The 24524-nt window shown below is 68.2% G+C and carries 18 protein-coding genes; 3 read left to right on the plus strand and 15 right to left on the minus strand.

The window, feature by feature from the left end; all coding sequences use genetic code 11:
• Positions 1-123: 123 nt before the first annotated feature.
• The 8 genes from E1262_RS01530 to E1262_RS30115 form a co-directional block, all read right to left on the minus strand.
• Entirely contained in the window at positions 124-942 is an 819-nt protein-coding gene (locus E1262_RS01530; RefSeq protein ID WP_132101286.1) for an SDR family NAD(P)-dependent oxidoreductase, read from the minus strand.
• Positions 939-1694: a VOC family protein gene (locus E1262_RS01535; RefSeq protein WP_162605715.1), complete on the minus strand. Its 756-nt coding sequence runs from the start codon at positions 1692-1694 to the stop codon at positions 939-941. The genes E1262_RS01530 and E1262_RS01535 overlap by 4 nt, the downstream gene beginning before the upstream one ends.
• Positions 1691-3067, minus strand: coding sequence for a GH1 family beta-glucosidase (locus E1262_RS01540; RefSeq protein WP_132101288.1), 1377 nt, complete (start codon positions 3065-3067; stop codon positions 1691-1693). The genes E1262_RS01535 and E1262_RS01540 overlap by 4 nt, the downstream gene beginning before the upstream one ends.
• 47 nt (positions 3068-3114) lie before the next feature.
• Positions 3115-4023: a carbohydrate ABC transporter permease gene (locus E1262_RS01545; protein ID WP_132101289.1), complete on the minus strand. Its 909-nt coding sequence runs from the start codon at positions 4021-4023 to the stop codon at positions 3115-3117.
• On the minus strand, positions 4023-4988 hold the full coding sequence (locus E1262_RS01550; RefSeq protein WP_132101290.1) for a carbohydrate ABC transporter permease: 966 nt from the start codon (positions 4986-4988) through the stop codon (positions 4023-4025). Before E1262_RS01550 ends, E1262_RS01545 begins: the two co-directional genes overlap by 1 nt.
• Before the next feature lie 92 nt (positions 4989-5080).
• Positions 5081-6409, minus strand: coding sequence for an ABC transporter substrate-binding protein (locus E1262_RS01555; RefSeq protein ID WP_132101291.1), 1329 nt, complete (start codon positions 6407-6409; stop codon positions 5081-5083).
• A gap of 568 nt (positions 6410-6977) precedes the next feature.
• Positions 6978-8042: a LacI family DNA-binding transcriptional regulator gene (locus tag E1262_RS01560; RefSeq protein ID WP_132101292.1), complete on the minus strand. Its 1065-nt coding sequence runs from the start codon at positions 8040-8042 to the stop codon at positions 6978-6980.
• Positions 8043-8164: 122 nt separating this feature from the next.
• Positions 8165-8536 carry a nuclear transport factor 2 family protein gene (locus E1262_RS30115; RefSeq protein WP_162605716.1) on the minus strand — a complete coding sequence of 124 codons (372 nt, stop codon included), beginning with the start codon at positions 8534-8536 and terminating at the stop codon, positions 8165-8167.
• 501 nt (positions 8537-9037) lie between these two features.
• Between E1262_RS30115 and E1262_RS01570 the strand changes: the two genes are divergently transcribed.
• Positions 9038-10819 carry a glycosyl hydrolase 53 family protein gene (locus E1262_RS01570; protein WP_162605717.1) on the plus strand — a complete coding sequence of 594 codons (1782 nt, stop codon included), beginning with the start codon at positions 9038-9040 and terminating at the stop codon, positions 10817-10819.
• A gap of 1 nt (position 10820) precedes the next feature.
• Here E1262_RS01570 and E1262_RS01575 read toward each other — a convergent pair whose 3' ends face one another.
• Entirely contained in the window at positions 10821-12011 is a 1191-nt protein-coding gene (locus tag E1262_RS01575) for an MFS transporter (protein ID WP_132101295.1), read from the minus strand.
• A gap of 136 nt (positions 12012-12147) precedes the next feature.
• On the opposite strand from E1262_RS01575, the gene E1262_RS01580 reads away from it, so the two are divergent.
• On the plus strand, positions 12148-13191 hold the full coding sequence (locus E1262_RS01580) for a LacI family DNA-binding transcriptional regulator (protein WP_238992792.1): 1044 nt from the start codon (positions 12148-12150) through the stop codon (positions 13189-13191).
• A 73-nt stretch (positions 13192-13264) separates the two neighbouring features.
• Here the strand turns inward: E1262_RS01580 and E1262_RS01585 are convergent, their stop codons facing one another.
• The 6 genes from E1262_RS01585 to E1262_RS01610 form a co-directional block, all read right to left on the minus strand.
• A complete protein-coding gene (locus E1262_RS01585; RefSeq protein ID WP_132101296.1) occupies positions 13265-15193 on the minus strand; it encodes an alpha/beta hydrolase family protein in 1929 nt (642 codons plus the stop codon).
• A 105-nt stretch (positions 15194-15298) separates the two neighbouring features.
• Positions 15299-16225 carry a dihydrodipicolinate synthase family protein gene (locus E1262_RS01590; protein WP_132101297.1) on the minus strand — a complete coding sequence of 309 codons (927 nt, stop codon included), beginning with the start codon at positions 16223-16225 and terminating at the stop codon, positions 15299-15301.
• A complete protein-coding gene (locus E1262_RS01595) occupies positions 16222-18039 on the minus strand; it encodes an IlvD/Edd family dehydratase (RefSeq protein WP_203453440.1) in 1818 nt (605 codons plus the stop codon). Before E1262_RS01595 ends, E1262_RS01590 begins: the two co-directional genes overlap by 4 nt.
• 54 nt (positions 18040-18093) lie before the next feature.
• A complete protein-coding gene (locus E1262_RS01600; RefSeq protein ID WP_132101298.1) occupies positions 18094-18918 on the minus strand; it encodes a carbohydrate ABC transporter permease in 825 nt (274 codons plus the stop codon).
• Positions 18919-18958: 40 nt separating this feature from the next.
• Positions 18959-19918: a carbohydrate ABC transporter permease gene (locus tag E1262_RS01605; RefSeq protein ID WP_132101299.1), complete on the minus strand. Its 960-nt coding sequence runs from the start codon at positions 19916-19918 to the stop codon at positions 18959-18961.
• Between the two features lie 70 nt (positions 19919-19988).
• Entirely contained in the window at positions 19989-21152 is a 1164-nt protein-coding gene (locus E1262_RS01610) for an ABC transporter substrate-binding protein (protein ID WP_162605718.1), read from the minus strand.
• An 898-nt stretch (positions 21153-22050) separates the two neighbouring features.
• Here E1262_RS01610 and E1262_RS01615 point away from each other — a divergent pair.
• The gene (locus E1262_RS01615; RefSeq protein WP_162605719.1) at positions 22051-24423 is read left to right on the plus strand and encodes a glycosyl hydrolase 53 family protein; all 2373 of its coding nucleotides are present in this window, start codon (positions 22051-22053) and stop codon (positions 24421-24423) included.
• Positions 24424-24524 lie beyond the last annotated feature (101 nt).

Raw genomic sequence — 24524 nt, forward strand, 5'->3', positions numbered from 1 at the left:
GCCACACCGCTCTCCGGGGGGCATGCCGCGACGTCGACCGACGAGACAGCAGGAGGAGGCATGAGGAAGAACCGGTTGGCGAAGCTCGCCGCGGAGGCCGCCCCTGAGGTACGCAGGGCCCGGCTACCTTTGTGGCTGCGGCCGGGGGTCCTTGGGCAGGACGACGCCAGTGAGCTGCTCGAATGCCGCGACGACTGCCTCCTGGATACCCGGATCATGCGGCTGGTCGTTGAAGCGGGCGGGCGCGCGTTCGAAGAACAGCTCGCCGCTGACCAGCGCCTCCGGGTCACGCGCCAGGGCGAGCCAGACGATCGTGTCCGCGCCCTCCTCGAGGCTCAGCGGGGCCGCTTCGCCGCTCATCTTCGACCGCACCCAGCCGGGGTGGACGACGTTGACGAGCCGCGATGGCCAGTGTCGCGCGACGTAGAGGCCCAACGCGGTGAGCGCGATCTTGGAACGACCGTACGCGGCACCCTGGTCCCAGTCGGCCCCGCTCTGGATGTCGTCGAGATCGAGCAGGGTGTTCCGGATCGAATCAGAGCCCACATAGACGATCCGCTCCGGGGGTGGCATGAGCGCGGTCAGCAGATACGGCGCGACGGCGTTGACCTGAAGGGTGCGCTCGATGCCATCGGCGGTGAGTTCCCGCGCAGGTGGGGCTCCGGTCCCGGCGTTGTGCACGACGACGTCGAACGGCCCCAGGGCAGCAGCCTGGCGGGCGACATCATGCGTCTCGGCGAGCGAGGCGAAGTCGCCGACGGCGATCTGTGTTCCCTCCGGCGCGTCGCTCAGGTAGTCGTCCGCTCGGACGCGGTTGCGCGCATGGCGGACGACCTCGTAGCCCTCGCCGACGAGCGCGTGAGCCACAGCGGCGCCGATTCCGTCGTTGGAACCGGTGACGAGCGCACGGGGAATGCACCTCGCGTCGGCGGCCGCGGTCATCGGGCCACTTCCGCATGGACGCCGTCCGGCACATCCACGGCGGCGCCCCCGGGAATGACGACGCCGATTCCCCGGAGGCCGAGGCGGTTCTCGGCCCAGGCCGCCGGTTGCGCGGTGGCCACATCGAAGCTGAAGATCTCCACCACCGAGCCGCCAGCGCCCAGATAGGTCATGAGGAAGCCGCGTGGATCGTCGTGGTGGCGGATGTCGCCGATGACTTCGTACCCGACTGATCGCCAGTACCTCGAGGTCGTGTCGAAGTCTGACGCTGTGATGCCGACGTGATCGAAGCGCGGCGGCGCGTCCGGCCCGGGCAGGCCGGCGGCCTCGGCGGCGACCAGCCGCGGCGAGCCGACCCGCTCGTAGGCGAGTGCGCCCCTGACCAGCTCCAGCCGCGCGCCGTCGGGATCGAGGAAGAATGCGATCCGGACGTCGCCGAGCACGTCGCGCGGCGGTGCCGTGACCCGCGTTCCCGCCGCCTCGAGCCTGCTGATGAGGCCGTCGACGTCAGCAGTCTTGAAGCCGGCGTGCCGAATGCCGCCTTGGAGGTCGTCGTCACGCCACTCACCGGGGTCACCGTTCACGACCTGTACGACCTTCACAAGGGCCGGGCCGGCGTCGAACCAGCACGCCGTAGCGGCGCCGGCGTCCGGCCGGTCCACTTCGGCGAGTCCGAGCAGTTCCGCGTAGAAGTGACGCGAGCGGTCCAGATCAGCCGCACCGATCTCGAGGTAGCGAATCCCCGAGTTCACGCCCGATCCCCTGGCAGCGCATTGGTGCGGGCCACTCCCCCGAGCCAGCGCCCGCTCCGCTTCGGTGTCCGCTCCTGAGTCTCGAAGTCGACGCGGACGAGGCCGAATCGAGGGCCGTAGCCCTCTGCCCATTCGAAGTTGTCCAGCAGCGTCCACGCGAAGTAGCCGCGGACGTCGACGCCACCGTGGATCGCGTCGAGCGTCTGCCGCAGGTGCGAGTCGAAATAGGCGAGACGCTCCAGGTCGTCGACGACGCCGTCCGGCCCAGCCTCGTCCGGATAGGCGGCGCCGTTCTCGGTGACGAGGAGCGGCATTCCCGGGTACCGGTCCCGCAGCTGCACGAGGAGGTCGTGCAGGTCGTGGTCGGTGACGGTCCAGCCCATCACCGTGACGGGCGTCCCCTCGGGGACGACATGGACGGCGTCGAGCTCCATCGGCGAACCCGATGCCAGCCCTGTGCCGCCCGCAGCGATGACGTGGCCCCGGTAGTAGTTGATGCCCAGGAAGTCGGTGGGGACGGAGATGACGTCGAGGTCGCCGTCCCACACCCACGGTGTGCCGCCGTACCACTCCACCATGTCGTCGGGGTACCTGCCGCGTAGCACGGGTTCGAGGAACATCCGGTTGAAGTTGCCGTCGAACCGCCGGGCGGCTGCGAGGTCCTCGTCCGAGCCGGACGCCGGCCGCACCGGGGTGAGATCGAGCGAGATGCCGATCTGCCCGCCGGCGGCGACCCGCCCGCGCAGCACCGGAGCGGCGAGCCCATGCGCCAGGAGCAGGTGATGGGCCGCGCGTACCCCGCCGAGCGGGTCGGCGACGCCGGGTGCGTGGATGCCCGCCGCATAGCCCGCGTGCGCGGCGACCTTGGGCTCGTTGACCGTGATCCAGTTCTGGACGACATCACCCAGGGCGCCCGCGACGAGACCGGCGAAGTCCGAGAAGCGGTACGCCGTGTCGCGATCGAGCCACCCGCCGCGGTCCTCGAGCGCCTGCGGAAGGTCCCAGTGGTAGAGCGTGACGTATGGGGCCACGCCGTTCTCGAGGCACGCGTCGACGACGCGCCGATAGTGGTCCAATCCCTTCTGGTTGGCCGGTCCGGTGCCGTCGGCCTGGATGCGGGGCCACGAGATGGAGAAGCGATAGGCGGAGAGGCCGAGTTCGGCGAGCAGCGCGATGTCGGTGGGATAGCGGTGGTAATGATCACACGCGACGTCAGCCATCGCGCCGTCCGCGATCGCTCCGGGAACCCGGGTGAACGTGTCCCAGACGGAAGGACCCTTGCCGTCGACCTCAGGAGCGCCCTCCACCTGGAAGGCGGCGGTCGCCGCCCCCCAGACGAAGCCGGGCGGGAATGGACGTTCGGACGTGGTCATGCACGGACCTCCACGGGTCAGGGGCGGCGGGTGCTCTACGGGTGCGATCAGCCCTTGAGCCCGCCGCTCAGCAGGTCGAGCCGCCAGTAGCGCTGCAGCAGCAGGAACAACGCGATGAGCGGCAGGATCGACAGAGCCGCTCCGGTGATGACGAGCGTGTAGAGCGCCGGCTGGCTCGCTCCCTGGTTGAGCAATGCGAACAAGCCCACCGTGAGGGGGTACTTCTCACTCTCCGACAGCATGATGAACGGGAGCAGGAAGTTGTTCCAGATGGCGACGAACTGCAGCAGGAGCACGGTGATCAGACCGGGCACCATAAGCGGCAGGCCGATCGAGCGAAACAGCCTGAACTCGCTCGATCCGTCGAGGCGCCCCGATTCGAGCAGCTCGTCCGGCACCGCCGCGGTCGCATAGATGCGGCACAGGTAGATGCTGAAGGGACTGATGAGGCTCGGCAGCAGGACGGACCAGTACGTCCCCGTGAGGTCGACCTTCGCCAGCAGGAGGTACTGCGGGATGGCGAGCGTCACCTGCGGCACCAGCACACCGGCGAGGATGAGGCGGAACATCAGTTCCCGGCCGCGGAACCGGTACTTCGCAAGTGCGTAGCCCGCGGCTGCCGAGACCACGACCGTGAGCACCGAGCCCACCCCCGCATACAGCAGCGTGTTGAGCGCCCACCGGTAGAAGGCGTTGTCACCGAAGGCGGTGAGCTCGGAGAGGTTCTCCTGCAGGCCCCCGGTGACGCTGGGCCAGAACGAGAATGTCGTGAACAGCTCGCCGGGCGACTTCGTGGCGGCGATGAAGACCCACAGCGAGGGCAGCACGCAGTACATCGCGCCCAGGACGAGGAGCGCCGTCGCCCCCCAGTTGGTCCGGCCGCGGCGCGAGCCGGCGGGCATGGCCTTCGGCGGACGGCCGACGGTGGCCGGAGCGGCGGTAGGTGTGCCGGCCATCACTGGTTCTCTCCGAACGCGCGTCGCTGCATGACACTCAGCACCAGCAGCGACAGAACGAGGGACGCCCCTGCGAGTGCGATCGAGGTCGCGGCCGCTGAGTAGATGTCGTTGAGGACGAAGGCATCGGTGTAGATCTTCTGCAGCGGCATCCACGACGACGAGATGACGTTCGTGAGCGGGCGGAGGATCTGCGGCTCGGTGAACACCTGGAGCGTCGCGATCAACGAGAAGATGCCGGTCATCACGAGGACCGGCGTGAGCAGCGGGATCTTGATCCGCAACGCGATCTGACGCTCCGAAGCCCCGTCGATGCGCGCCGAGTCGTAGAGCTCCGGGGGGATCGCCCGCAAGGCGGTGAACATGACCACCATGTTGAAGCCGACGCCGCCCCACACGGCGATGTTCGCGACGGACAGGATGACCGTGTCCGGGTCGAAGAAGTCGGGCGGGGGCAGGCCGACCGTGTCGAAGGCCTCCCGGATGGGGCTCACCCGAGGCAGATAGAGAAAGCCCCACAGCAGCGAGGCGATGACGCCTGGGACCGCGTACGGGAGGAAAATGCCCACGCGCGTCGCGGTCCGCAGCCGGACGTTCGGCAGATCGAGGAGCAGCGCGAAGAGCAGGGCGAGGCCGAGCATGACCGGGACCACGATCAGGCCGTAGACGGCCATTCGGCCGAGGGCCGTGTACAGCTCGGGGTCGCTGAGCGACCGCGCGTAGTTGTCGAGGCCCACGAACACCTCGGTTCGCTGACCGAGGATGCCGCCGCCGGTCCGGCGGGACGCGCGCAGGCTCAGCCAGCCCGCATAGATGATCGGCGCCAACAGGAAGGCGGCGAACAGCGCCATCGCGGGAAGCATGAAGAGGTAGGGCGCGCCGCTGGATGCGCGCCTGCGTCGTGCCGGGCCGACGGGCCGGTGGGCGCCGCCCGTCCCGGCATCGGTCGTCGTCAGGTCAGTCATGGCGGCCTTGTCCCTCCGTCGGGCGGGTGGCGCCGCCGGTGGGTCTTCCCCTGCGGGACGGAGGCCAAGGCCACCAGCGGCGGACCACCTGCTTACTCGACGACCTCGTAGCCCTGGGTCTCCAGGTCGGCCACCGTGGCGTCCTGCATCGACCGGATCGCGTCGGTGAAGGAGCCGCCGCTCTCGATCGCCCCCTGGAAGGCCTCGTTGTAGGCGTTGTATGCCACGTTGACGTTCGGGCCCCAGGTGAAGCCGCGTGCTGTCCCGGCGATCTCCGCCGCCAGAGCGAAGAATTCGGGTTGATTGGGCAGCATCACCGGCGGCTCCTCGAGCGCTGGGCCGGTCTGGCCCTCGCTAGCAGCCGGATAGAGGCCGCCGAGCGTGATCATGGCCTCGAGCGCCTCGGGCGACGTGTTCAGCCACTTCACGAACTTCGCCGCCTGCGCGGGATACTCGCATCCCTCGGTGATGGCGGTAGCGGAGCCACCCCAGTAGCCGGTCGCGTCCTCTCCGTCAGACCACTGCGGCATTGGCGCGGCGCGCCACAGTCCAGCGGTGTCGGGAGCCACGCCTTGGAGCACACCGGCACCCCAGACCGCGGAGGGCCAGGCGAGGAGCGTGCCGTCGTTCATCGCCGCGTTCCACTCCGGTGTGTACATCGGCTGATCATCGATGAGATCCTGGGCGACCAGGTCTCCCCAGAACTCCGCGACCCTGGTGGTCGCCTCGTCAGCCATGCCCACGGACCAGGCCTCGCCCTCGTTGGTCCACCACTCGGCGCCGGCCTGCTGCGCCAGGCCGGCGAACCACCCGGGGTCGCCCGACGAGAACGTCGTGAGATAGCGCTCGGGTGCCACCTGGCGCACCTGAGCGGCCAGCGCTGCGAAGTCGTCCCAGGTGCTGGGCACCTCGAGGCCGTACTGCTGGAAGAGGTCCTCGCGGTAGTACAGCATCATCGGCGCGATGTCCTGCGGGACGGCGAACGTCTGGTCGCCGAAGGACGTGAGGCCCCAGGCCGCCTCCGGGAACGCATCCCGTACATCGGCCACGTCACCGGTGAGATCGCGGACCACACCGTTGGAGACCAGCACCGGAAGCGCCTGGTATTCGGTATGGACGAGGCACGGCTCGTTGCCGGCCTCGGCCGCCGTCAGGACACGCGTGATGAGCTCGTCGCCCTGCGCCTGGCGGTCGACCGAGACCTGCTGCTCCGGATTCTGCTCGTTCCAGATCTCGATGACCTGCTCGATGTTGGTCGCCCACGTCCAGAACGCGAGCTCGGCGGGCGCGTCGGCGTCCCCTGCCGCGGTCGCGCCGGTCGTCTCGTTCGCATCCGGCTCGTCACCGCCGCCGTTGCACGCGGCCAGCGCGAGCGCCGTGGCAGTCGCACCGGCTGCGGACATGAGAAGTCTGCGATGCATCTGTCTCCCTCTCCGTTGAGCGGATCGCGACCACGTCGCCGCACAGCTGTCCGGCGCTGTGAACGGTCCCAACGTTGGAGCCATCACGTGAATGTGTCAAGGGCCACAATCCGATGACACGATTTCGTGACCTTCCTGAGAACGGATAAGAGGGCAGGGCACGATTCCATCGAGAACCGCGACGTCTACGGCACACCGATTGCACCGCGGTGACCTGCGCCGCTACTCCGACTGTGCAGCAACCGCGTATTTCCGAGGCGCAGCGAACCTTCGTGACAACTCGCCGGCGCGCGAGTCGGCAGCTGCCGCTCGCGGCTCTTCAAAGCGACCTTGGTACGAGCAGCATTCGTGGTGTTCTCTTGCGGCCGTACATGCGTCGCAGCTGAGAACGTACACAATCACCGCGGTGGGGAGACTCCATGACGTCCACAATCACGAGACCCTCGACTGGACAGAGAGACGGGACCGAGGTCTGACGGCGGCGGAGACCGTGCAGTGGCTCCCCGGGGTCGACCGCATCTGTTACGGCGGCGACTACAACGCGGAACAGTGGCCCTAGGAGGTCTGGTCAGAGTATCGGGCCCGGTTCCTCGCCGTCTTGGTCGTCCCGATCACGACCTCCGATGGTGCTCTGCCGGACGACCAAGGCGGTCGGCAGGGTCACCGCGGCAGCGTCGGAACCCTCGATGACGTCGAGCAGCAGCCGGACGATCTCCGAGCTGATGCGCTCGAACGGCTGGCGCATGGTCGTGAGCGGCGGATCGAGGGTCGCCGCGAGCCCGGAGTCGTCGAAGCCACCGACGGCGACGTCTTCGGGCACCCGGCGACCGGCCGCCCGGAGAGCCGTGAGCGCGCCCGCCGCCATGAGGTCGGAGGCGACGAAGACGGCGTCGAGATCCGGCCGGCGCTCGAGCAGTTCGGCCATCGCCCTGGCACCGCCGTCCCGGCTGTAGTCGCCGTGCGCCACGAGTTCGGGATCGAAGTCCTCCCCCAGCTCCCACCGGAACCCTTCGAGCCGTAGCCGGCCGCCCGGCATGTCCATCGGCCCGGTGATCGTGGCGATGCGGATACGCCCGATCTCGCGGAGGTGCCGGGTCATGTGCCGGGCGCCGCCGATCTCGTCGGCTCCCACGTATCCGATGCGGGCCTCGAAACCCAGTGGCGCGCCACACGCGACGGTCGGGATGCCCTTGCGCGCCAGCGCCTCGGCGATCGGGTTGCCGGCGTGCGACGAGATGAGGAGCACGCCGTCGATGTGCCCGCCGGAGACATACGCCAGCACCTGCTCTCGCTCCTCCGCGGTGGAGGCGACCATGAGCAGCAACGGCATCCCGCGCTTGCTCAGCGCCTGCGCGACGCCGCGCAGCAGGATGGCGAAGTTGGGGTCCTCGAACAGCAGGTGCTGGGGCTCGGTCAGCAGAAAGGCGACCGAGTTGGACCGCCCGGTCACCAGACTCCGCGCGTGGTGGTTGATCTGGTAGCCGGTCTTACGGATGGCCTCCTGCACTGCGGCGAGCGCCTCCGGCGACACCCAGTGACCCCCATTGATGACACGCGAGACCGTGCCGCGGGAGACTCCCGCGGCGGCGGCGACGTCCAGGATCGTCGGTCGCCGTCGACTCGTGCTTGCCATGGCCGGAATCCTCTGCACCGTCGTTCGCCAGATGTGAGTGTGTGACTGTGAGCGTTCCCATCATGTTACGGCAGGCCACGAACGGAGACGCGGGACCGCATCGCGTCGTCGCGGTGTCGCACTCAGTCGCGCCAGGTGCCCGTCCAGTCGTACAGCGCTGCCGTCGTGGCGTACTCGCGCAGATATGCGATCTTGTTCCCTTCGAGTCGGGCGATGGTGGCACCCTCGAACGTGGTCGCAGCGCCCTTCCAGGTGCAGGAGAAGATCCATTCAGCCGCCAGCGTGTCGCCGGCGGCCGTGTCAGACGTGATCGTCCAGCCGTCGACCGCACCGCCGGCTCGCAGCCAGGCAAGCATCCACTGCTCGACCCGCGGCCGTCCTCGGTACACGGGACCGTACGACTCGATGACGACGCAGTCGTCGCTCAAGGTGGCGAGCACGCCGGGCACATCGTGACGGCGCCAGGCCTCGACGTAGGCGTGAAGCTGGTTCATCACCGACCACCGCCTCGCACCGTGGTGCTGAGCACGGCCGCCATGACCGCTGCTGCGATGGCCGGACGGCACCTGCGCGCCACACCCGTACTCCTGAGTTCCATGCCCGTCCCTTTTGGCCGCGATCACTGGCTGTGAACGCTCACGGTTACATCCCACACAGCGGTCGTCAAGACCAGCACTCCCGGTGGCAGGTCGCCTCGAACGCCGCCTTGACCCAGGTTTGTGAATGCTCGTAACGTGACGGGCGTCACTGTGATCGTGCACAGTCCGCTCCGTCCACGCGGGCGGCATGGCCGATACAGAAGGCCGCCGCCGGCCTCCCGACTCACGAGACAAGGACGTCCCATGAGACCACGACGACATCGGCGCTGCCTGGCTACGGTTGGAGTCGCCCTCATGTGCGGCCTTGCATTGGCGCCCGCCACACCGTCGTCAGCGCTCCACGACCGTGCCTTCCTTCCGGTCGCGAGCGACCTCGCCGGCAAGCCATGGGTTTCGGTGACGACCACCAGCGCCGCCGAGACGGCGGAACTCGCCGTCGACGACGACCCCGATACGGCGTGGCTCTCGTCCCGCAAGCTGAAACAGTCACTCGCCCTGGACCTGGGCGGTGCGTACGACAACATCCGCAAGGTCGAGGTCGTCTTTCCGGATGCGCACGGAACGTACCAGTACCTGGTCGAGGTCTCGTCGGACGGAGACACCTGGAACACCGTCGTCGACCGCTCGGACGCCGACCGCCCGGGACGAGGTGAGGAGCACCTCGTCACAGCGCCAGGCATCGCCTATCTGCGCGTGACGATCACGGACGCCTCTCCCGGCGCCGCGATCGGCATCAGTGAGCTCTCCGTCTGGAACTACCTGCGCGACGACCTCGTCCTCGGCGCGGACATCTCCTATGCCGATCAGAACACGGCCCAGGGCCTGACCTACTTCGTCGACGACCCCACCGACGCCGCCGACATTCTGGAGACGGTGAGCGACGCCCGGATGGAATATGTCCGTCTCCGGGTCTTCAACGACCCGCGCGACGAGCGGACCGGCGCCTATCTCGACCCGGACTACCAGAGCCCGGAGCGAACCCTCGCCGTCGCCGATCGTGTCGTCCGCAACGGCATGGGCCTGGGCATCGACTTCCACTTCGCCGACTCGTGGGCCGACCCGAGCAAGCAGGCCAAGCCGACGGCGTGGCGCGAACTGCCCTTCGACAAGCTCACGCGAGCCGTGTACGACTACACCTACGAGAACGTCGAGAACCTCGTCGAGCAGGGCACGACGCCTGACAAGGTCGCCATCGGCAACGAGCTGATCAACGGCTTCATGTGGGGCGGCGAGCGGACCCAGCCGTGGTTCGACGCCTCGGCCTGGTGCGGCAGCTGCTACTTCAACACCGACCCGTCGTTCGTCTCGCAGCCCGGCGGCGGCATCTTGTGGGACTACTGGAGGTCCGACGACGCGGCAGAGCAGGCCGCATACGACGCGGCGTGGGACCGTTTCACGACCCTGCAGGCTGCCGGCATCGCCGCCGTGCGCGACGTCTCGGCAGCCTACGGTGCGGACATCGCGGTCGAGACCCACGTCATCATCGACAACGGCCGCGTGGACAAGACACTCGAGTTCTGGGACCAGTACCTGACCCGCCTCAACGCCAAGGGGCAAGACATCGACGTCATGGCGCACTCGTACTACCCCGAGTGGCACGGGACGGCCGATCACTTCGAGGCCAACCTGCAGGCAGTCGCAGCCGCACACCCCGGTTACGCGCTGGAGATCGCCGAGACGTCGCATCCGGCCAACGACTACGACGGCCGGCCGGTGCCCAATTCGCCGTACCCGAAGTCGCCCGTGGGAGCGGCGGAGGCCATCCAGCGGGTCGTCCAGATCGCCAACGACCTGCCTGACAATCGCGGCGTCGGGGTTCTCGTCTGGGAACCGGCGAACTATCAGGAGATGATCGACTGGGACGACAGCGCCTGGCCGGCGGTGAAGTTCCACGACACGATCAAGATCTACGGCGACAGCGACGCAACCCATGTCTTGGAGGACACCGTCCACCGGTCGATCCGGTTCAAGGACCCGCTGCGCCTTCCGGACACCGTCGAGGTGCTGTCGATGGCGGACGGTTCGGTGGCGCCGGTGCCCGTCGCCTGGGAAGACGTCCCGTCGAGCGCGACAAGCACGCCGGGTCAACTGGTCGTGAACGGTACGACCACGTACGGTCCGGTCACTGCGGTCGTCGACGTTGTCCGCAGGCCCTTGGTGCCGGTCGTCGGGCGATGAGTCACTCGCCGCGGGAGGCGAACGCGCCGCGGCGCAGGACGAACCCGGCCGCCACGAGCGCGAGGACACCGGGCACCGTCAGCAGCAGGGCGGGCGGAAGGCGGTCGGCGACCAGGCCGGTAGCGGCGGAGCCGGCCGCGACGGCTACGAGTCCCGCACCGACGAGGAGCGTGTAGGAGCCCGCGACGGCGCCCGGTCCCGTGACGTCGTCGATGAGGGCGGAGAGGACGACGGCGACGGGACCGCCCGCCATGCCGGACAGGAAGAGTCCCGCGACCAGAGCCGGTGTCAGGTCGATCAGCGTGGCGGCGAGCCCATAGGCGGCCGCGGCGGTTGCGAGCGCAGTGGCGAGCTGGTGGCGGCGCGAGCCGGGCCAGCGGCGGGCCCCATAGCTCAGCGCACCGGCCAGCTCGCCGAGCGCGACCGCACCGAGCAACAGGCCGGACAGCCCGGGCTGGCGGTGGTCGGCCTCGATCGATGGCAGCGTCACCAGCACGATGCCGAAGCCCGCGCCGGAGATGGCGGCCACCGCGAGCACGTACTCGAGTCCGCGGGCCCACGGGCGGGCACGCCCGCCGCCCGGCTTCGCGCAGGACCCGGCCGCACCAGGCGACCCAACCGTGTGCACCCTCACCACGAGGAGGATGAGCAGAGCCGCTGTGCCGAGGGCCAGCTCGGGCCCTGTGACGATGACGCAGAGACTCACGATGATCGGCCCGGCGGCCAGAGCCGTCTGGAAGACGACGGCGAGCAGTGCATACGCGGCGCCGCGGAGGTCGGTCGAGGCCAGTACCGTCGGCAACCAGGCCCGGACCGCCGCGGTAACGGCGGGGACGGACACTCCTGCGAGCAAACACAGCAGAAGCACCCATCCCACCGGCCATCGCGCCACCCCGGCCGCGACGAGTCCGAGCAGCGTCGCGCCGCACGTCGAGCCCGCGCCGATCACCACTCGGTGGTCGGGGTACCGGTCCAGCAGGCGACCTTGCACGACCAGGCCGATGGCGTTGCCGAGACTGAAGAGTCCACTCGCCACTCCCGCGAGCGCGGTGGAGCCGGTCCACTGGCGCATGCAGAGCACCAGCGTCAGCGACAGCATGCCCAGAACGGTGGCGCTGAGGAAGGTGGCCGCGAGCCGGGACGGGACGGCGGGCGTCCGGAGGAGGATGGCGTATCGACGGGCCACGGGCATGCCTCTCGAGGTGCCCACCCACCCGAGGGCCTCGCCCTCACGGACGCCGCGCTGGCTCCGGCATCGTCGATCAGGTCAAGGATAACGCGTGGAGTTATCTGGCCGGTGACGGCTCTGACCGGCTCAGGAAGCGGTCATGCTGGTCATGACCGAATATCCTGGTCCTGTGAACAATGCTGGCAGGCCGCGCCGGCCGACGATCCGCGACGTGGCTGCCGTCTCTGGTGTGTCCAGGGGGACCGTGTCCCGGGTTCTCAACGGCGGTCATTGGGTCAGCCCTGACGCGTTGGCCGCCGTCCAGGAGGCCATCGAGCGCACCGGATACAAGGTCAATCACCACGCCAGAAGTCTGGCGACGCGCCGGTCGAACTCGGTCGTCTTTCTCTTGGCCGAGAAGCAGCATCTGCTGTTCGACGACCCCAACATCGCCGTTCTCCTCCGGGGCGCCGCTGCGGCTCTCGGCGACAAGGACATGTCGTTGATACTGATGACCGCGGGCACCGACGCGGAACGCAAGCGCGCGACCGACTTCATCATGGCCGGCCACGTGGACGGCGTCTTGCTCATCTCGAGTCACCTGGGCAGCCCTCTGCTCCGGCCGCTGCTCGAGGCGCGGATACCGACCGTGAGCTGTGGCCGTCCGCTCGGGCTCGAGGGCAAGCTCAGCTTTGTCAGCGCTGACGACCGCGGCGGCGCGCGGCAGCTGACGGCACACCTCGCCGGCACCGGGCGGCGTCGTATCGCGACCATCACCGGCCCGCTCGACACGTCGGGTGGACGGGAGCGTCTCGCCGGGTACCGCGAGGCCATGGGCGAGGCCTACGACGACGACCTCGTGGTGCGCGGCGACTACAGCCGCTCCAGCGGTTACGCGGGCATGCAGGAGCTCTTACGCCGGAACGACCGCATCGACGCGGTCTTCGCCGCCAACGACCGGATGGCGGCCGGCGCCATGGCCGCTCTGCGGGAAACTGGGCTGCAGGTGCCGTCCGACATCGCGGTCGGTGGATTCGACGACACCGACCTCGCAGCGGCCTTGGAGCCCTCCCTCACCACCGTTCGGCTTCCGTTCGAGCGGATGAGCACTGAGCTCGTGCGCCTCCTGCTGGAGGTGATCGATGGTCAGCAGGGAGCGGCCACCATACTGCCGACGACGCTCGTCCAGCGCGACTCGGCCTGATCACGTACAGCAGGACCTCTCCCGCTTCACCTGGCCGGCACCCTGGTGAAGCGGGAGAGGAGTCCTGGTGATGTCAGGCCAGCGACCGGCGCAGCTCCGTCAGGGCATGGGCCAGCGCATCGGCTCCCGCCCGGTCGGCCGCGCGAGCGGCGTTCTGGAGTTGGACGAGGCCGGCCGTGTGCTGCGGACCGTCGACGAACCGCTCGGCTCGGTCGATCGCCTCCTGGATCTCGATGGCCGGCTCGCCCGTGAGCAGACCGGCGCGAACGGCACGGTCGTAGTGCCACCGCACCCGGTCGAAGTTCGGGACGAAGAGCAGTTCTCCCGTCGCGGTGTCGCGCCGATAGTCGTCGAAGAAGTCCCAGATGTCGGGTGCTGACAAGGGGTAGTTCACGTGCGCGAGGTTGTCGACCGCTGCCAACCTGATGACGACCCCGCGGTCGTTGGAGAGGGTGCCGACGTGCGCGTCCTTCGCACCGATCGTGTCCCACCGCTGACCGTCCAGCGCGATGCCGTAGAAGGGGTTGACCGACAGATCGGGCGCTTGTGGCACGTCCACTCCGTTCAGCGCCCCGTAGGCGCGCACCGCCGTGTAGACGCTCCGTGAGCTGGCTGAGACCGGCACCTGTCCGATGGTGTCGTTCACGCCTTGGAGCATGTAGAACGGCACCTCGTGCTTGGGCGCCGCGACCGCGGCGGCCTGCGCGATCTGTGCGTCGCCGCCTCCGAACGGGGCTCCCAAGCCCGCCACGGCGGCGAAGAGATCGCGCTTCGCCAGCGGCCAGGACTGCGCCTGGCTGGCACCGAGGGAGAACCCGTAGGCGTAGACGCGTCCGGTGTCGATCTGCGGGTATTTCACCGCGAGATGCTCGACGAGCCGCTCGGTCGAGTCCGCATCGAAGTTCCGGAAGCCGAATCGGGTGCCCTGATTCTCAGCGGAGACCATGATCGCGCCGACCTCGGCGACCTGTTCGATCCAGCCTCCTCGCTCGGCGATGTGCTGAGGCATGTCGGTGTTGCCGTGCAGGAGCACGATCAGCGGCAAGGAGCCCGCGGGTGCTTCGGCCGCCGAATCGGGAATGTACTCCTGCCACATGTACTCGCCACTCGACCCCAGCGGGTCGGTCACCGGCGTCTGCCGGACACCCAGATCGTCGAGTCGATAGGAGAACAGGGTGAATCCCTCGCGCGTGACGAAGGGATCGACCCGGCCCGGGTTGTTGGCATCGAGATAGATGCGATAGCTGTGGCTCAGGAGATGGTCCCATGCGGCCGAGAACGCCTCGGCCAGGCCCTGGCCGCCGTCCGCTGAGGCGACGACCCGCACAAGAGGGTCGTCCGGATTCTCATAGACAGTGACCCCGTCCTGAGTGCTCACCGGAACGGCTTGGTTCGCCGACACATACCGCTGCGCCGCGGTCGCGTCGCCGTGAACATAGGCGGGGATCGGCGCATGCGGCGTGACCGTCGAACTCATGGTCCCGCCATAAGTGAAGATGCCGGCGATCGACCACGAGTTCTGCGAGATGACGTTGTTGACGAAAGTGGCGCCCTCGCCGATGCCGATCACCTTCATGTTGGTGTGCTGCCATGTGGCCTGCCGCGGCAACTCGCTGAGCAGCGCGAAGTAGGACGCCAGGTCCGCCTCGGCGTCGTAGCTGACGCCGTTCGCCGGATTGATGACCCACGCTCGCGTCGCGTACTCGGTCAGATGCGTCGCGAGCCCGAGTTCATCGATGAGATCAGCCGCTTCCGCCGCGTCGACCGCCTTGTCGGGATAGACCAGATAGCGCGGCGCGATGGTGGGCTCGCGCTTGGTGAAATCGTACGCCGCTCGCTCGTCGAAGAGCCAGACGTCGGTTCCGACACCGGGAACCGCGACTGGCTCGAGCTCGGACGTCGCCGCCGATGCCTGCGCGGCCACCGCAGTGGACACCAAAGCGAAGGCGACGACCGACGCGGCCAACAGCGTAGTTCTGCGTCTCAGCGACCTCTCGTTCATAGAGCTCTCCTGTCTCGTCATCGAGCCGATCAACTTGACCTTCGGCTGCGTCCCACGCCGGGAGATCGCATGATGCGCAGCTTGACCTGAGCCTGGAGCGCATGCTCAGTGACTTGGGTATCCCGAGCGGGTGAGAGGCTCCTCGGCGGCATTCAGGTGACGGGCCAGCAGATCCACGGCCAGTCGATCCAGCGACAGCGACCCCGGTTCCCGAACGAATGTGCTGGTGAGAACACCGCGCATTCGGAGCACTTCCTTGCAGAAGGCCGCGCCGCCGTACTGGTCCTCCATCTCGACGAGCGGGAGCACCAGGCGATAGATGCGACCGGCGCGGTCGTGGTCGCCGCTCTCGAGCGCATCCCACAAGGCCACGTGCAGATCCGTGAACTCGCAGCCCGGCATCGTGCCGCAGATGCCACGCTGATACTCGTCGAGTGCGTATCGCGCCCCCTTTCCGCCCATGATCCCGAGAACTCCCGTTCCGGGCCGGCTGAGTACCGCCGAGATCGTCTGACTGGAGAGACTCGATTCCTCCTTGATCCAGGACACCGCCTCGATCCGGTCGGCCAGCTCGAGGAGCTGACCCGGTGACAGCGGCGTGCCGGAGGGCCCGTCGGCGTTCTGCACGAACACCGGGAGGCCGCCACCGGCGTCGGCGATGGCCTCGAAGTATCCGACGGTCTCTGTCCACGTCGCGCGTTTCACGTAGGGCGGTACGGCGATGACGGCGTCCGCTCCCGCGTCGGCCGCGTGTTCGGCGAAGACCGCCGCCCCATGGATCGACGGCGCGGAGACGCCGGCGACGACGGGGACGCGTCCCGCAGTGGCCGCGACCGCGGTCTCCACGACGGCGCGTCGCTCGGCATCGCTGAGCGTGAAGAATTCGCTCACGACGACGGGAGTCACGAGGCCGTGGGCACCGGCGACGACGGAGAAGTCGACGACGCGCTCCAGCGCGGCGAGGTCGAGGTGGCCGGTCTCGGTGAACGGGGTCACCAGGACCGAGTACACCCCGCGGAACCCCGGCGTCATGCAGTGGCCCCCGGTCGCGTGGACCGAAGGCCGACGAGGTCGGCGTCGGTCCGCAGCAGTTCGTCCTCGTCCGGTGTCGCGTACGGATCCCCGCCGTGCGGCTCGTCGCCGCTGCCGCCGACGAGGAAGTCCAGGTCGGCGCCTCGATCGGCTTGCAGCACGTGGTCCTCGTAGAGCCTGGCCCAGCCGCGCTCGAAGCGCCGGGGCCGCGCCGCGGCCGCCCGCCTCCGCCGCTGCAGCTCGGCGTCGTCTACCTCCAGCAAGAGGGTCCGCGCCGGCACGTCGAGCGCGATGACGTCGCCGGTCTCGACGAGGCCGAGCGGGCCGCCGGCGGCGGCCTCGGGTGCCACATGGAGGATGACAGTGCCGTACGCCGTGCCGCTCATGCGCGCGTCGGAGATACGGACCATGTCGTCCACGCCCCGCTCGAGCAGCTTGCGCGGGATCGGGAGATTGCCCACCTCCGGCATGCCGGGGTATCCCTTCGGTCCGCAGTTGCGCACCACGAGGACGGTGTTCTCGTCCACGTCCAGGTCCGGATCGTGGATCCGCGCTTCGCACTCCTGGATGGAGTCGAAGACCAGCGCGGGTCCGCGGTGGCGCATGAGTCCGGGGCTGGCGGCGGCCTGCTTGACGACTGCGCCGTCGGGTGCCAGGTTGCCGCGCAACACGGCGGTGCCCGCGCCGACGCCCAGCGGCCGGTCCAGCGGCCGGATCACGTCGTCGTCGAAGCACTCGGCCGCCGTCACGTTCTCCGCGAGTGTCGTGCCCGTCACGGTCAGCGCCTGGCCGGCGAGGTGGTCGAGCAGCCGTCGCATCAGGGCGGGCAGGCCGCCCGCGTGGTGGAAGTCCTCCATGTAGTGCTCACCGGCCGGACGAAGGTTGGCCAGCCACGGCACGTCGCGCATCCACCGGTCGAAGTCGTCCAGTTCGAGCGGCACACCGGCGCGGCCGGCGATGGCGAGCAGATGGAGCACCGCGTTCGTCGACCCGCTGAGCGCGGCGTTCACCTTCACGGCGTTCTCGAACGCGCTGCGGGTGAGGATCCGCGACATCCGCAGATCCTCGTGGACCATGTCGACGATTCGTCGTCCAGCGCGGTGCGCGGCCTGCTTCCGGGCGGCCTCGGGTGCCGGGATCGACGACGTACCGGGGAGCTGCATGCCGAGCGCCTCCGCGACGCTCGCCATGGTCGAGGCCGTCCCCATCACCATGCAGTGGCCGGCGCTGCGCGCGTAGCATCCCTCGGCGGCGAAGAACTCCTCCGGCGCCATCCGGCCGGCCCGCACCTCGTCGGCGAGCTTGCGGGCGTCGGTGCCCGTGCCGAGCGTCCGGCCGCGGAATCGGCTGGTCAGCATCGGCCCACCAGTGAACATCAGGGTCGGCAGGTCCACACTCGCGGCACCCATGAGCTGCGCCGGCGTCGTCTTGTCGCAGCCGCCCAGGAGCACGACGCCATCGACGGGGTTGGCCCGCAACGTCTCCTCCACGTCCATGCTCATGAGATTGCGGAAGAGCATCGTGGTGGGCAGCATGTTCGCCTCGCCCAGGCTGATCGTCGGGAAGACGACCGGGACACCGCCGGCCTCCCACACGCCGCGCTTGACCGCCTCGGACACCTCGCCCAGATGGGCGTTGCACGGATTGAGGTCGGACTGGCTGTTGGCGATGCCGATCAGCGGCTTCCCGGATCGCAGCAGGCCGTCGGGGAACCCGAGGGCCTGCATGTGCCCGTTGCGGACCAACGCCTGCTGGTTGTAGCCGCCGTAGTACCGATTGCTGCGCAGGCGGCGGGACGTCCCTACTGGTGCCACGGTGTCAGAACTCCTTGTCGCTGTGATGGGGGCGGGGCCGGCGACGGCGGGCACTCACTTGACGGCGCCGCTCGTCAGGCCGCTGATGAGCAGCGGCTCGAGCAGGATGAACAAGACCACCATGGGTGCGATCGACAGCAGGCCGGCGGCCATGAGCGCTCCCCAGTCGGCGGTGTACTCGCCGACGAAGCTCACCAGTCCCACGGTCACGGTGGTTCCCGCATCGCCCTGGATGAGTGTCCTGGCGAAGGTGAAGTCTCCCCAAGCCAGAATGCCGGAGAAGATCGCGACCGCTCCGATCCCCGGCCTCGCCAGCGGCAGGACGATCGTCAGGAAGGACCGCAGCCTCGAGCAGCCGTCGACCATCGCGGCCTCTTCCAGCTCGACCGGGATGGAGTCGAAGAACGACTTCATCAGCCACGCCGCGAAGGGGACGATCACGACGGTGTTGGCGATCACCAGGCTGCGCAGCGTGTTGTTGAGCTCGACCTCGCTGAACATCATGAACAGCGGGATGACCAGGAGCGTCGTCGGTATCAGCCGGACGGCGAACAAGCTGTACCCGACGATGAGGCCGACCTTCGAGGCCAGCCGCGAGAGGCTGTACCCCGCCATCGTCGCGAAGACGACCGAACAGACGACCGTCCCGGCCGTCACGGTGGCGGAATTGGCCATCCAGCGCCCCACCGGCCGGAGTTCGAAGACCCGTTGGAAGGAATCGAAGCTGATGGACCCGAGGTCAGGGAGCAACGGCGGTGACGGTGACAACAACTCCCGCGTCGGCAGGACGGCGGTCAGCGCCATCCAGTAGACGGGGAACAACAACACCACGATGATCGCCACGATCAGCGCGTAACGAACGACCATGCTTCTGCTCATGTCTCGACACCACCTCGGGGCCACGGAGTGCGGCAGGTCATCAGAAGAAGCGCCGGCGGACGACGGGGAACAATGCCAGGAGCGCTGACCCGGCCAGCGCCATCGTCACCACGCCGAGTGCGGACGCATGCGGGAGATCGAAGAAGCGGAAGGCCTGGTTGTAGATGGCCACGGCCAACGTCTGGGTCGCGCCGTCTGGACCGCCTCGGGTGATCGCGTACACGAAGTCGAACGTCGTGAAGGTCCACAGCCCGGTGACGATCATCGCCAGCACGGCCGTGTTCTGCACCGCGGGCCACGTCACGTGGCGGAACTGCAACACGGGACCGGCTCCGTCGACCTTCGCCGCCTCGTACAGCTCGTCCGGTACCGACTGCAGCGACGCGAGGAGCATGAGCGTGCACAGCGGGTACGCGCTCCAGACCGTCGGCATCAGGACGCCGATCAGCGCGGTCTGCGGATCGAAGAACCAGGCGATGTTCTCATCGATGACGCCGATCGCACGCAGCAAGTAGTTCACCACGCCGTAGGTGCCGTCGAGCATCCAGACGAAGCCGACGGTGGCGATCGATCCCGGGATCGGCCACGGGATGAGGATCAGTGTTCGAAGCCATCGCCGCCCGGGCAGCCGCCGGCGGATCAGCAGCGCGGTGACGAGCCCGACCACGATGGCTCCGGCCACCGCCGCCAGCGTGTACACCGCCGAGATCCGCAGCGAGTGCCAGGTCTCCGGGTCCGACAGCACGGTGTCGTAGTTGTCCAGGGTCAGTGGCAGGCCGCCGACCTCGCTCATGATCATCGTCTTGCCGTCGCGCAGGCTCAGGTTGACGATCATGTAGATCGGGAAGGCGATGAACACCAGCGACATCGCCAGCGAGGGCGCGAGCAGCACGTACGAGAGCAGGTTGTTGCGCGTCGACAGCGACGGACGCCACCGCGACCGCCTCGGTCCGCCGGTGTGCGCGCCGGCTCGTCGGCGGTCATCGGTGACCAGCGTCATGGATCATCTCCTCCTGTGGCCGGCCCGAGCGGCCTGGTGGGCGGGCCGGCACCCGCCCACCAGGCCCGTCCTACGGTTCGGTGATGGACGACAGCTCCGACTCCAGCTCGGTCAGCACGTCGACGGTCTCGGCATCGGTGGTCAGCAACCGCATCATCGCGTCGATGATCCGCGTCTCGATCTCGCCGAAGTTGGCACGGAAGTTGGCGCTGTCGGGGAACTCCGGCTGCGCGCTCCCGATGGTCTGCGCGACCACCTCCAGCTCGGGCCGCTCCTGGACGCGCTCCGGCGGGACCGATCCGGTGCGGCCAGGGGCGGCATCGATGGCGCCGGCCCACATGCCCTGGAACTCCGGTTCGGCGGCGATCTGGATGAAGTCCCACACGAGATCCTTGCGTTCCTCGCTGATCCCGGCCGGAATCGACAACGAGGTGCCGACGAGGGCCACCGAGTTCTCGAACGGCGGCGGCGCGACCTGGAGCTGCGGTCGCACATCGGCCGGCGACACCTCGTCGAGCGTCGAGATGACCCAGTTGCCGTCCTGCGACATGGCGATCCGCCCGTCCGCGAGCAGCTGCCGGTACCCGCCACCGTCCAGACCGGGTGGCGCCTGACGTGCCAGTTCGCGGTAGAGCTCCACAGCCTCGACGGTCTCCGGCGCCGTGACGCTCCATTCGCCGTCGGTGATCCACTGGCTGCCCATGCCGACGATGAAGGCCGTCACCTCACCGAAGAGGTTGGAGTGGGTGGTCGTCGTGGCACCCCAAGGCGACACGCCCTCCTCGACGCTTCCGGCCAGCGCCTCCACAGTGTCGGCCAACTCGGACGGCGAGGTCGGTGGTGCGTCCACTCCGGCCGCGGCGAGGTAGTCCTCGTTGTAGTACAGCAGCCGGGTCAGTGCGTGCATCGTGAGAGCCAGGTGCTCGTCATCCACCACCCGCTCCTGCTGGAAGTCTTCCCACTCGTCCAGCAGACCGCTCTCCTCGAGCCGGTCGTTCAGCGGCTCGAGCTGGCCGGTCTCGGCGAAGGCGTAGAAGTGGTTGCCCGATGCGATGATGTCCGGAGGGTCGCCGGCCGACAGCTGAGTGACGATCTGGTTCTGGAAGTCCTCGTTGCTGACCGGGTACATGTTGACGGTGACGCCCTCGTGCCGGCTCTCGAACTCCTCGACGATGGCCCGCAGCGCCTCTCCGTGACCGGGCTCATTCGCCTGCCACGTCGGAAAGTCGAGCACGATCGAGCCATCCTCACCACCGTCCTCCGCCGTGCCGTCTCCGCCGCTACACGCGGCGAGAAGCACGGCGGCGCCTACAAGGGCTACAGCGCGCTGCGCGTGACCCCAGCGAACGGTGACGCGGCCCGCCGACGATCGGTCATTCATCGGAGCACCTTCCTATCATTGGTATGTCTTCTGGCGACGCACCATCGGCGTCACCGTTGTGCGCAGACGATGATGATTCCACGAAAGGTGGACGCACCCATAGAGCATCGCCCGTGTATAGCGCACGCTTCGAAACGACAGCGTTCTGGTGTCGTGCTCGTCCGCGACGATTCAGACGTCGCGCACCGAGATATCGGGACGCCTGAAGATCGATTCGTCGAATGGCTCGAGTGGTGGATCCCAAAGGCGCGGGAGCAATGTGCTCCACCGTCGCCGCGGCGCCGGCGGCCCAGGACGCTGTGGTGGAATTGCGCCGACTCTGGCACCGTTCCACAACCTCCTTTGGTTGCCGTTCACTCGCGGATCTTCCCAGCAGACCGTGAGCCGCAGCTGCCGGAGCGCCCGAGGGCTGTGACCGGTCCCAGTTTGGAGGCTGGTCAGCCGTGCGTCAAGCTCGATCGAGCCCGGAATCTCATCAGGCGACCACCTCATGGGCCACGAGCCACCCTTGACATGCGGTTTCCCCGTGAGCCAGACTCCCTGCACATCACGCAGAGCGGCTGCACATTGCGCAGCCCCTCGGTGATGAGCCTCTGCCCGGTCACCGGGGAGAGGGATTTGCGGAGCCCGCCGATGTGCACATCGGGCCCGCTGGGCGCGACGGTCGATCACCCATCTCCTTCCAGATCAATGACGACTCGAATTGGAGTGGATAATGGCAAGGAACCGTCCGATCCGCACCTTTGTGAGTGTGGCCGCAGCACTAGCTGTAGGCGCCGCATCAGGCGGCGCCACTACTCCGGCGGCCGCACTATTCGGCGACGTCGAGATCAAGCCGATCGAGAGCAACATCGCGGAAAGACCGTGGGCTTCTGTCGAGGCAGGCAGCGGCGCCGATTCAAGCAGACTGGCGATCGACCAGAACGCCGATACGGCGTGGATTGCCGCAGACTCCGGTGCGCAGTGGCTGACGCTCGATCTCGGTGGAATCTACGACAACATCCGCAAGGTCGAAGTCGTATTCCCGGACTCCGGCGCGGTTTACCAGTACGTGGTCGAGGCCTCGGGTGACGGCGACGACTGGACGGTGATCGCCGACCGGTCGGACAACGCCGCCCCCGGCCGAGGCGGAGTCGAGCTGTTGACCCGTCCGGACACCCGCTACATCCGCGTGACGATCACAGGGACGTCGCCGGGGGCGACCGTCGGCGTGAGCGAGATCAGCGCCTACAACTACCTCCGCGACGATGTCGTGCTGGGTGCCGATCTGTCCTATATCGACGACTTCCAGAACCGTCAGTACTGGGTACATCCGCTGGAGGAGGATCGCGGGGCCGGACCGTTCCTGCTGGACGTCGCCCAGGACCGCGGCATGGAGCTCGTTCGCCTGCGGATCTTCAACGAGCCCCGCAGTGAGTCATCGGGCAGTCCGGTCAATCCCCCGCGCCAGGGGCCGGAGCGCTCTCTCCAGTCGGCGAAATGGATCAAGGAGCGCGGGCTCGAACTGGCCATCGACTTCCACTACTCGGACTCGTGGGCAGACCCTGGCAAGCAGGCCAAGCCGCGAGCATGGGCCGAGCTCCCGTTCGACGAACTGGTGGATGCCGTCTACGGCTACACCCACGACTACATCCGCCAGCTGGTCGACCAGGGCACGACACCGGACAAGGTGGCGATCGGCAACGAGGTCAACAACGGCTTCCTGTGGGGCAGCGAGGCCGCTGGCATGACCACCGGCCCGGTGGTCGGGACGGCGAACCCGGCCTATTTCCGCAACCAGCCCGGGATCTACCAGTCCCAGCCCGGTGGTGGCCTGCTGTGGCCGTACATGAACTCGGACGACCCGGTCGAGCAGCGACTGTACTCGGAGGCCTTCGACCGCTTCGCCGAGTTGCAGGCCGCCGGTATCCGCGCCGTACGGGACGCCTCTCCGTCGACGCTGGTCGAGATCCACTCGCTGACCGGCAGCGGCATCGGCCCGGTCGTCGGCCCGGGTGTGGGCAACCAGGAGATCAGCGGCATCGAGAAGGCGATGGAGATGTGGAGCCAGACGCTTTCTCGCCTCGAGGACGAGCACGGTGTGTTCCCGGACATCATCGGCCAGTCCTACTACCCCGAGTACCACGGGACGATGGAGCAGCTCGAGCACAACCTGCACACCGTCGCCTCGGCATACCCAGAGGTTCAGCTCGTGGTCGCCGAGACGTCCTACCCGGCCTCGGGCGGTGGTGGCGCACCCATGCCGAACGCGATCTACCCGCGGACGATCCAAGGCCAGGCAGACGCCATCCAGCGGGTGTTCCAGGCCACCAACGACGTCATCAACAACCAGGGCAAGGGCGTCCTGACCTGGGAGCCGGCCAGCTGGCAATCGATGTTCCGGTCCGTGCCGGGCATGGCGAACACCTTCGAGCCGCACAGCTCGATCGACATCTACAACAAGAGCCGCGCCACGCACGTCATGGAGGACCGCGTCTATCGGACCGTGCTGGTCGGCGCCGAGCCGGCGCTGCCCGAGACGGTGCAGGTGCTGACCACCGCTGACGGCTCGATCGCCTCAGTCCCAGTCGACTGGGACGAGGTGTCTGCCGACGGTACCGACACAACCGGTCGGGTCGCGGTCTCCGGCTCGACCGAGTTCGGCGGGGTCACCGCGCTCGTGGACGTCATCGACGACTACGTGACCCCGGCGTGCGGCGAGAGGGTGTCCGGGCGGCACCTCGGTCCGCTGACCATCGACTCCGGTGTCACCTGTATCGAGCGGGCGACGATCGCCGGGCCGGTCACCGTCGGTCCGGGCGCGTCGGTCGTGATCACCAACGGCCAGGTCACCGGCCCGGTGACCTCGCAGGGGGACGGCGTGGTCGTGGTCTGCGGCACTCGAGTGACGGGCCCCCTCACCATCCAGCGCGCATCATCGGTGACCCTTGGCAATCCCATCGTCGGCTGCGAGCCGAACACGGTGACCGGGCCGGTCTCTGTCAACGACGTGTCGGGGTGGAACGTGATCGCGGGCAACCGGATCACTGGTCCACTGGCCTGTTCAGGGAACGATCCAGCGCCGGTCAACAACGGCTCGATCAACACGGCTGGGCGCAAGAGTGGCCAGTGCGCCGGGCTCTAGGCCATTCGACGACCCAGACAACCCCGAGCACAGCATTCCTGCGGAATGCGCAGCCGGTGCCGATGTCGAGCGGAGGAGACGCTGGCCGTCGAGCCCGCCCG

The sequence above is a fragment of the Jiangella aurantiaca genome, assembly GCF_004349105.1.
Lineage (GTDB): Bacteria > Actinomycetota > Actinomycetes > Jiangellales > Jiangellaceae > Jiangella > Jiangella aurantiaca.

Coding starts and splice junctions, on each gene's coding strand:
- E1262_RS01530 (WP_132101286.1), bottom strand. CDS start 942: ATGACCGCGGCCGCCGACGCGAGGTGCATTCCCCGTGCGCTCGTCACC.
- E1262_RS01555 (WP_132101291.1), bottom strand. CDS start 6,409: ATGCATCGCAGACTTCTCATGTCCGCAGCCGGTGCGACTGCCACGGCG.
- E1262_RS01580 (WP_238992792.1), top strand. CDS start 12,148: ATGCTGGTCATGACCGAATATCCTGGTCCTGTGAACAATGCTGGCAGG.
- E1262_RS01545 (WP_132101289.1), bottom strand. CDS start 4,023: ATGGCCGGCACACCTACCGCCGCTCCGGCCACCGTCGGCCGTCCGCCG.
- E1262_RS01600 (WP_132101298.1), bottom strand. CDS start 18,918: ATGAGCAGAAGCATGGTCGTTCGTTACGCGCTGATCGTGGCGATCATC.
- E1262_RS01590 (WP_132101297.1), bottom strand. CDS start 16,225: ATGACGCCGGGGTTCCGCGGGGTGTACTCGGTCCTGGTGACCCCGTTC.
- E1262_RS01550 (WP_132101290.1), bottom strand. CDS start 4,988: ATGACTGACCTGACGACGACCGATGCCGGGACGGGCGGCGCCCACCGG.
- E1262_RS01560 (WP_132101292.1), bottom strand. CDS start 8,042: ATGGCAAGCACGAGTCGACGGCGACCGACGATCCTGGACGTCGCCGCC.
- E1262_RS01575 (WP_132101295.1), bottom strand. CDS start 12,011: ATGCCCGTGGCCCGTCGATACGCCATCCTCCTCCGGACGCCCGCCGTC.
- E1262_RS01585 (WP_132101296.1), bottom strand. CDS start 15,193: ATGAACGAGAGGTCGCTGAGACGCAGAACTACGCTGTTGGCCGCGTCG.
- E1262_RS01605 (WP_132101299.1), bottom strand. CDS start 19,918: ATGACGCTGGTCACCGATGACCGCCGACGAGCCGGCGCGCACACCGGC.
- E1262_RS30115 (WP_162605716.1), bottom strand. CDS start 8,536: ATGAACCAGCTTCACGCCTACGTCGAGGCCTGGCGCCGTCACGATGTG.
- E1262_RS01540 (WP_132101288.1), bottom strand. CDS start 3,067: ATGACCACGTCCGAACGTCCATTCCCGCCCGGCTTCGTCTGGGGGGCG.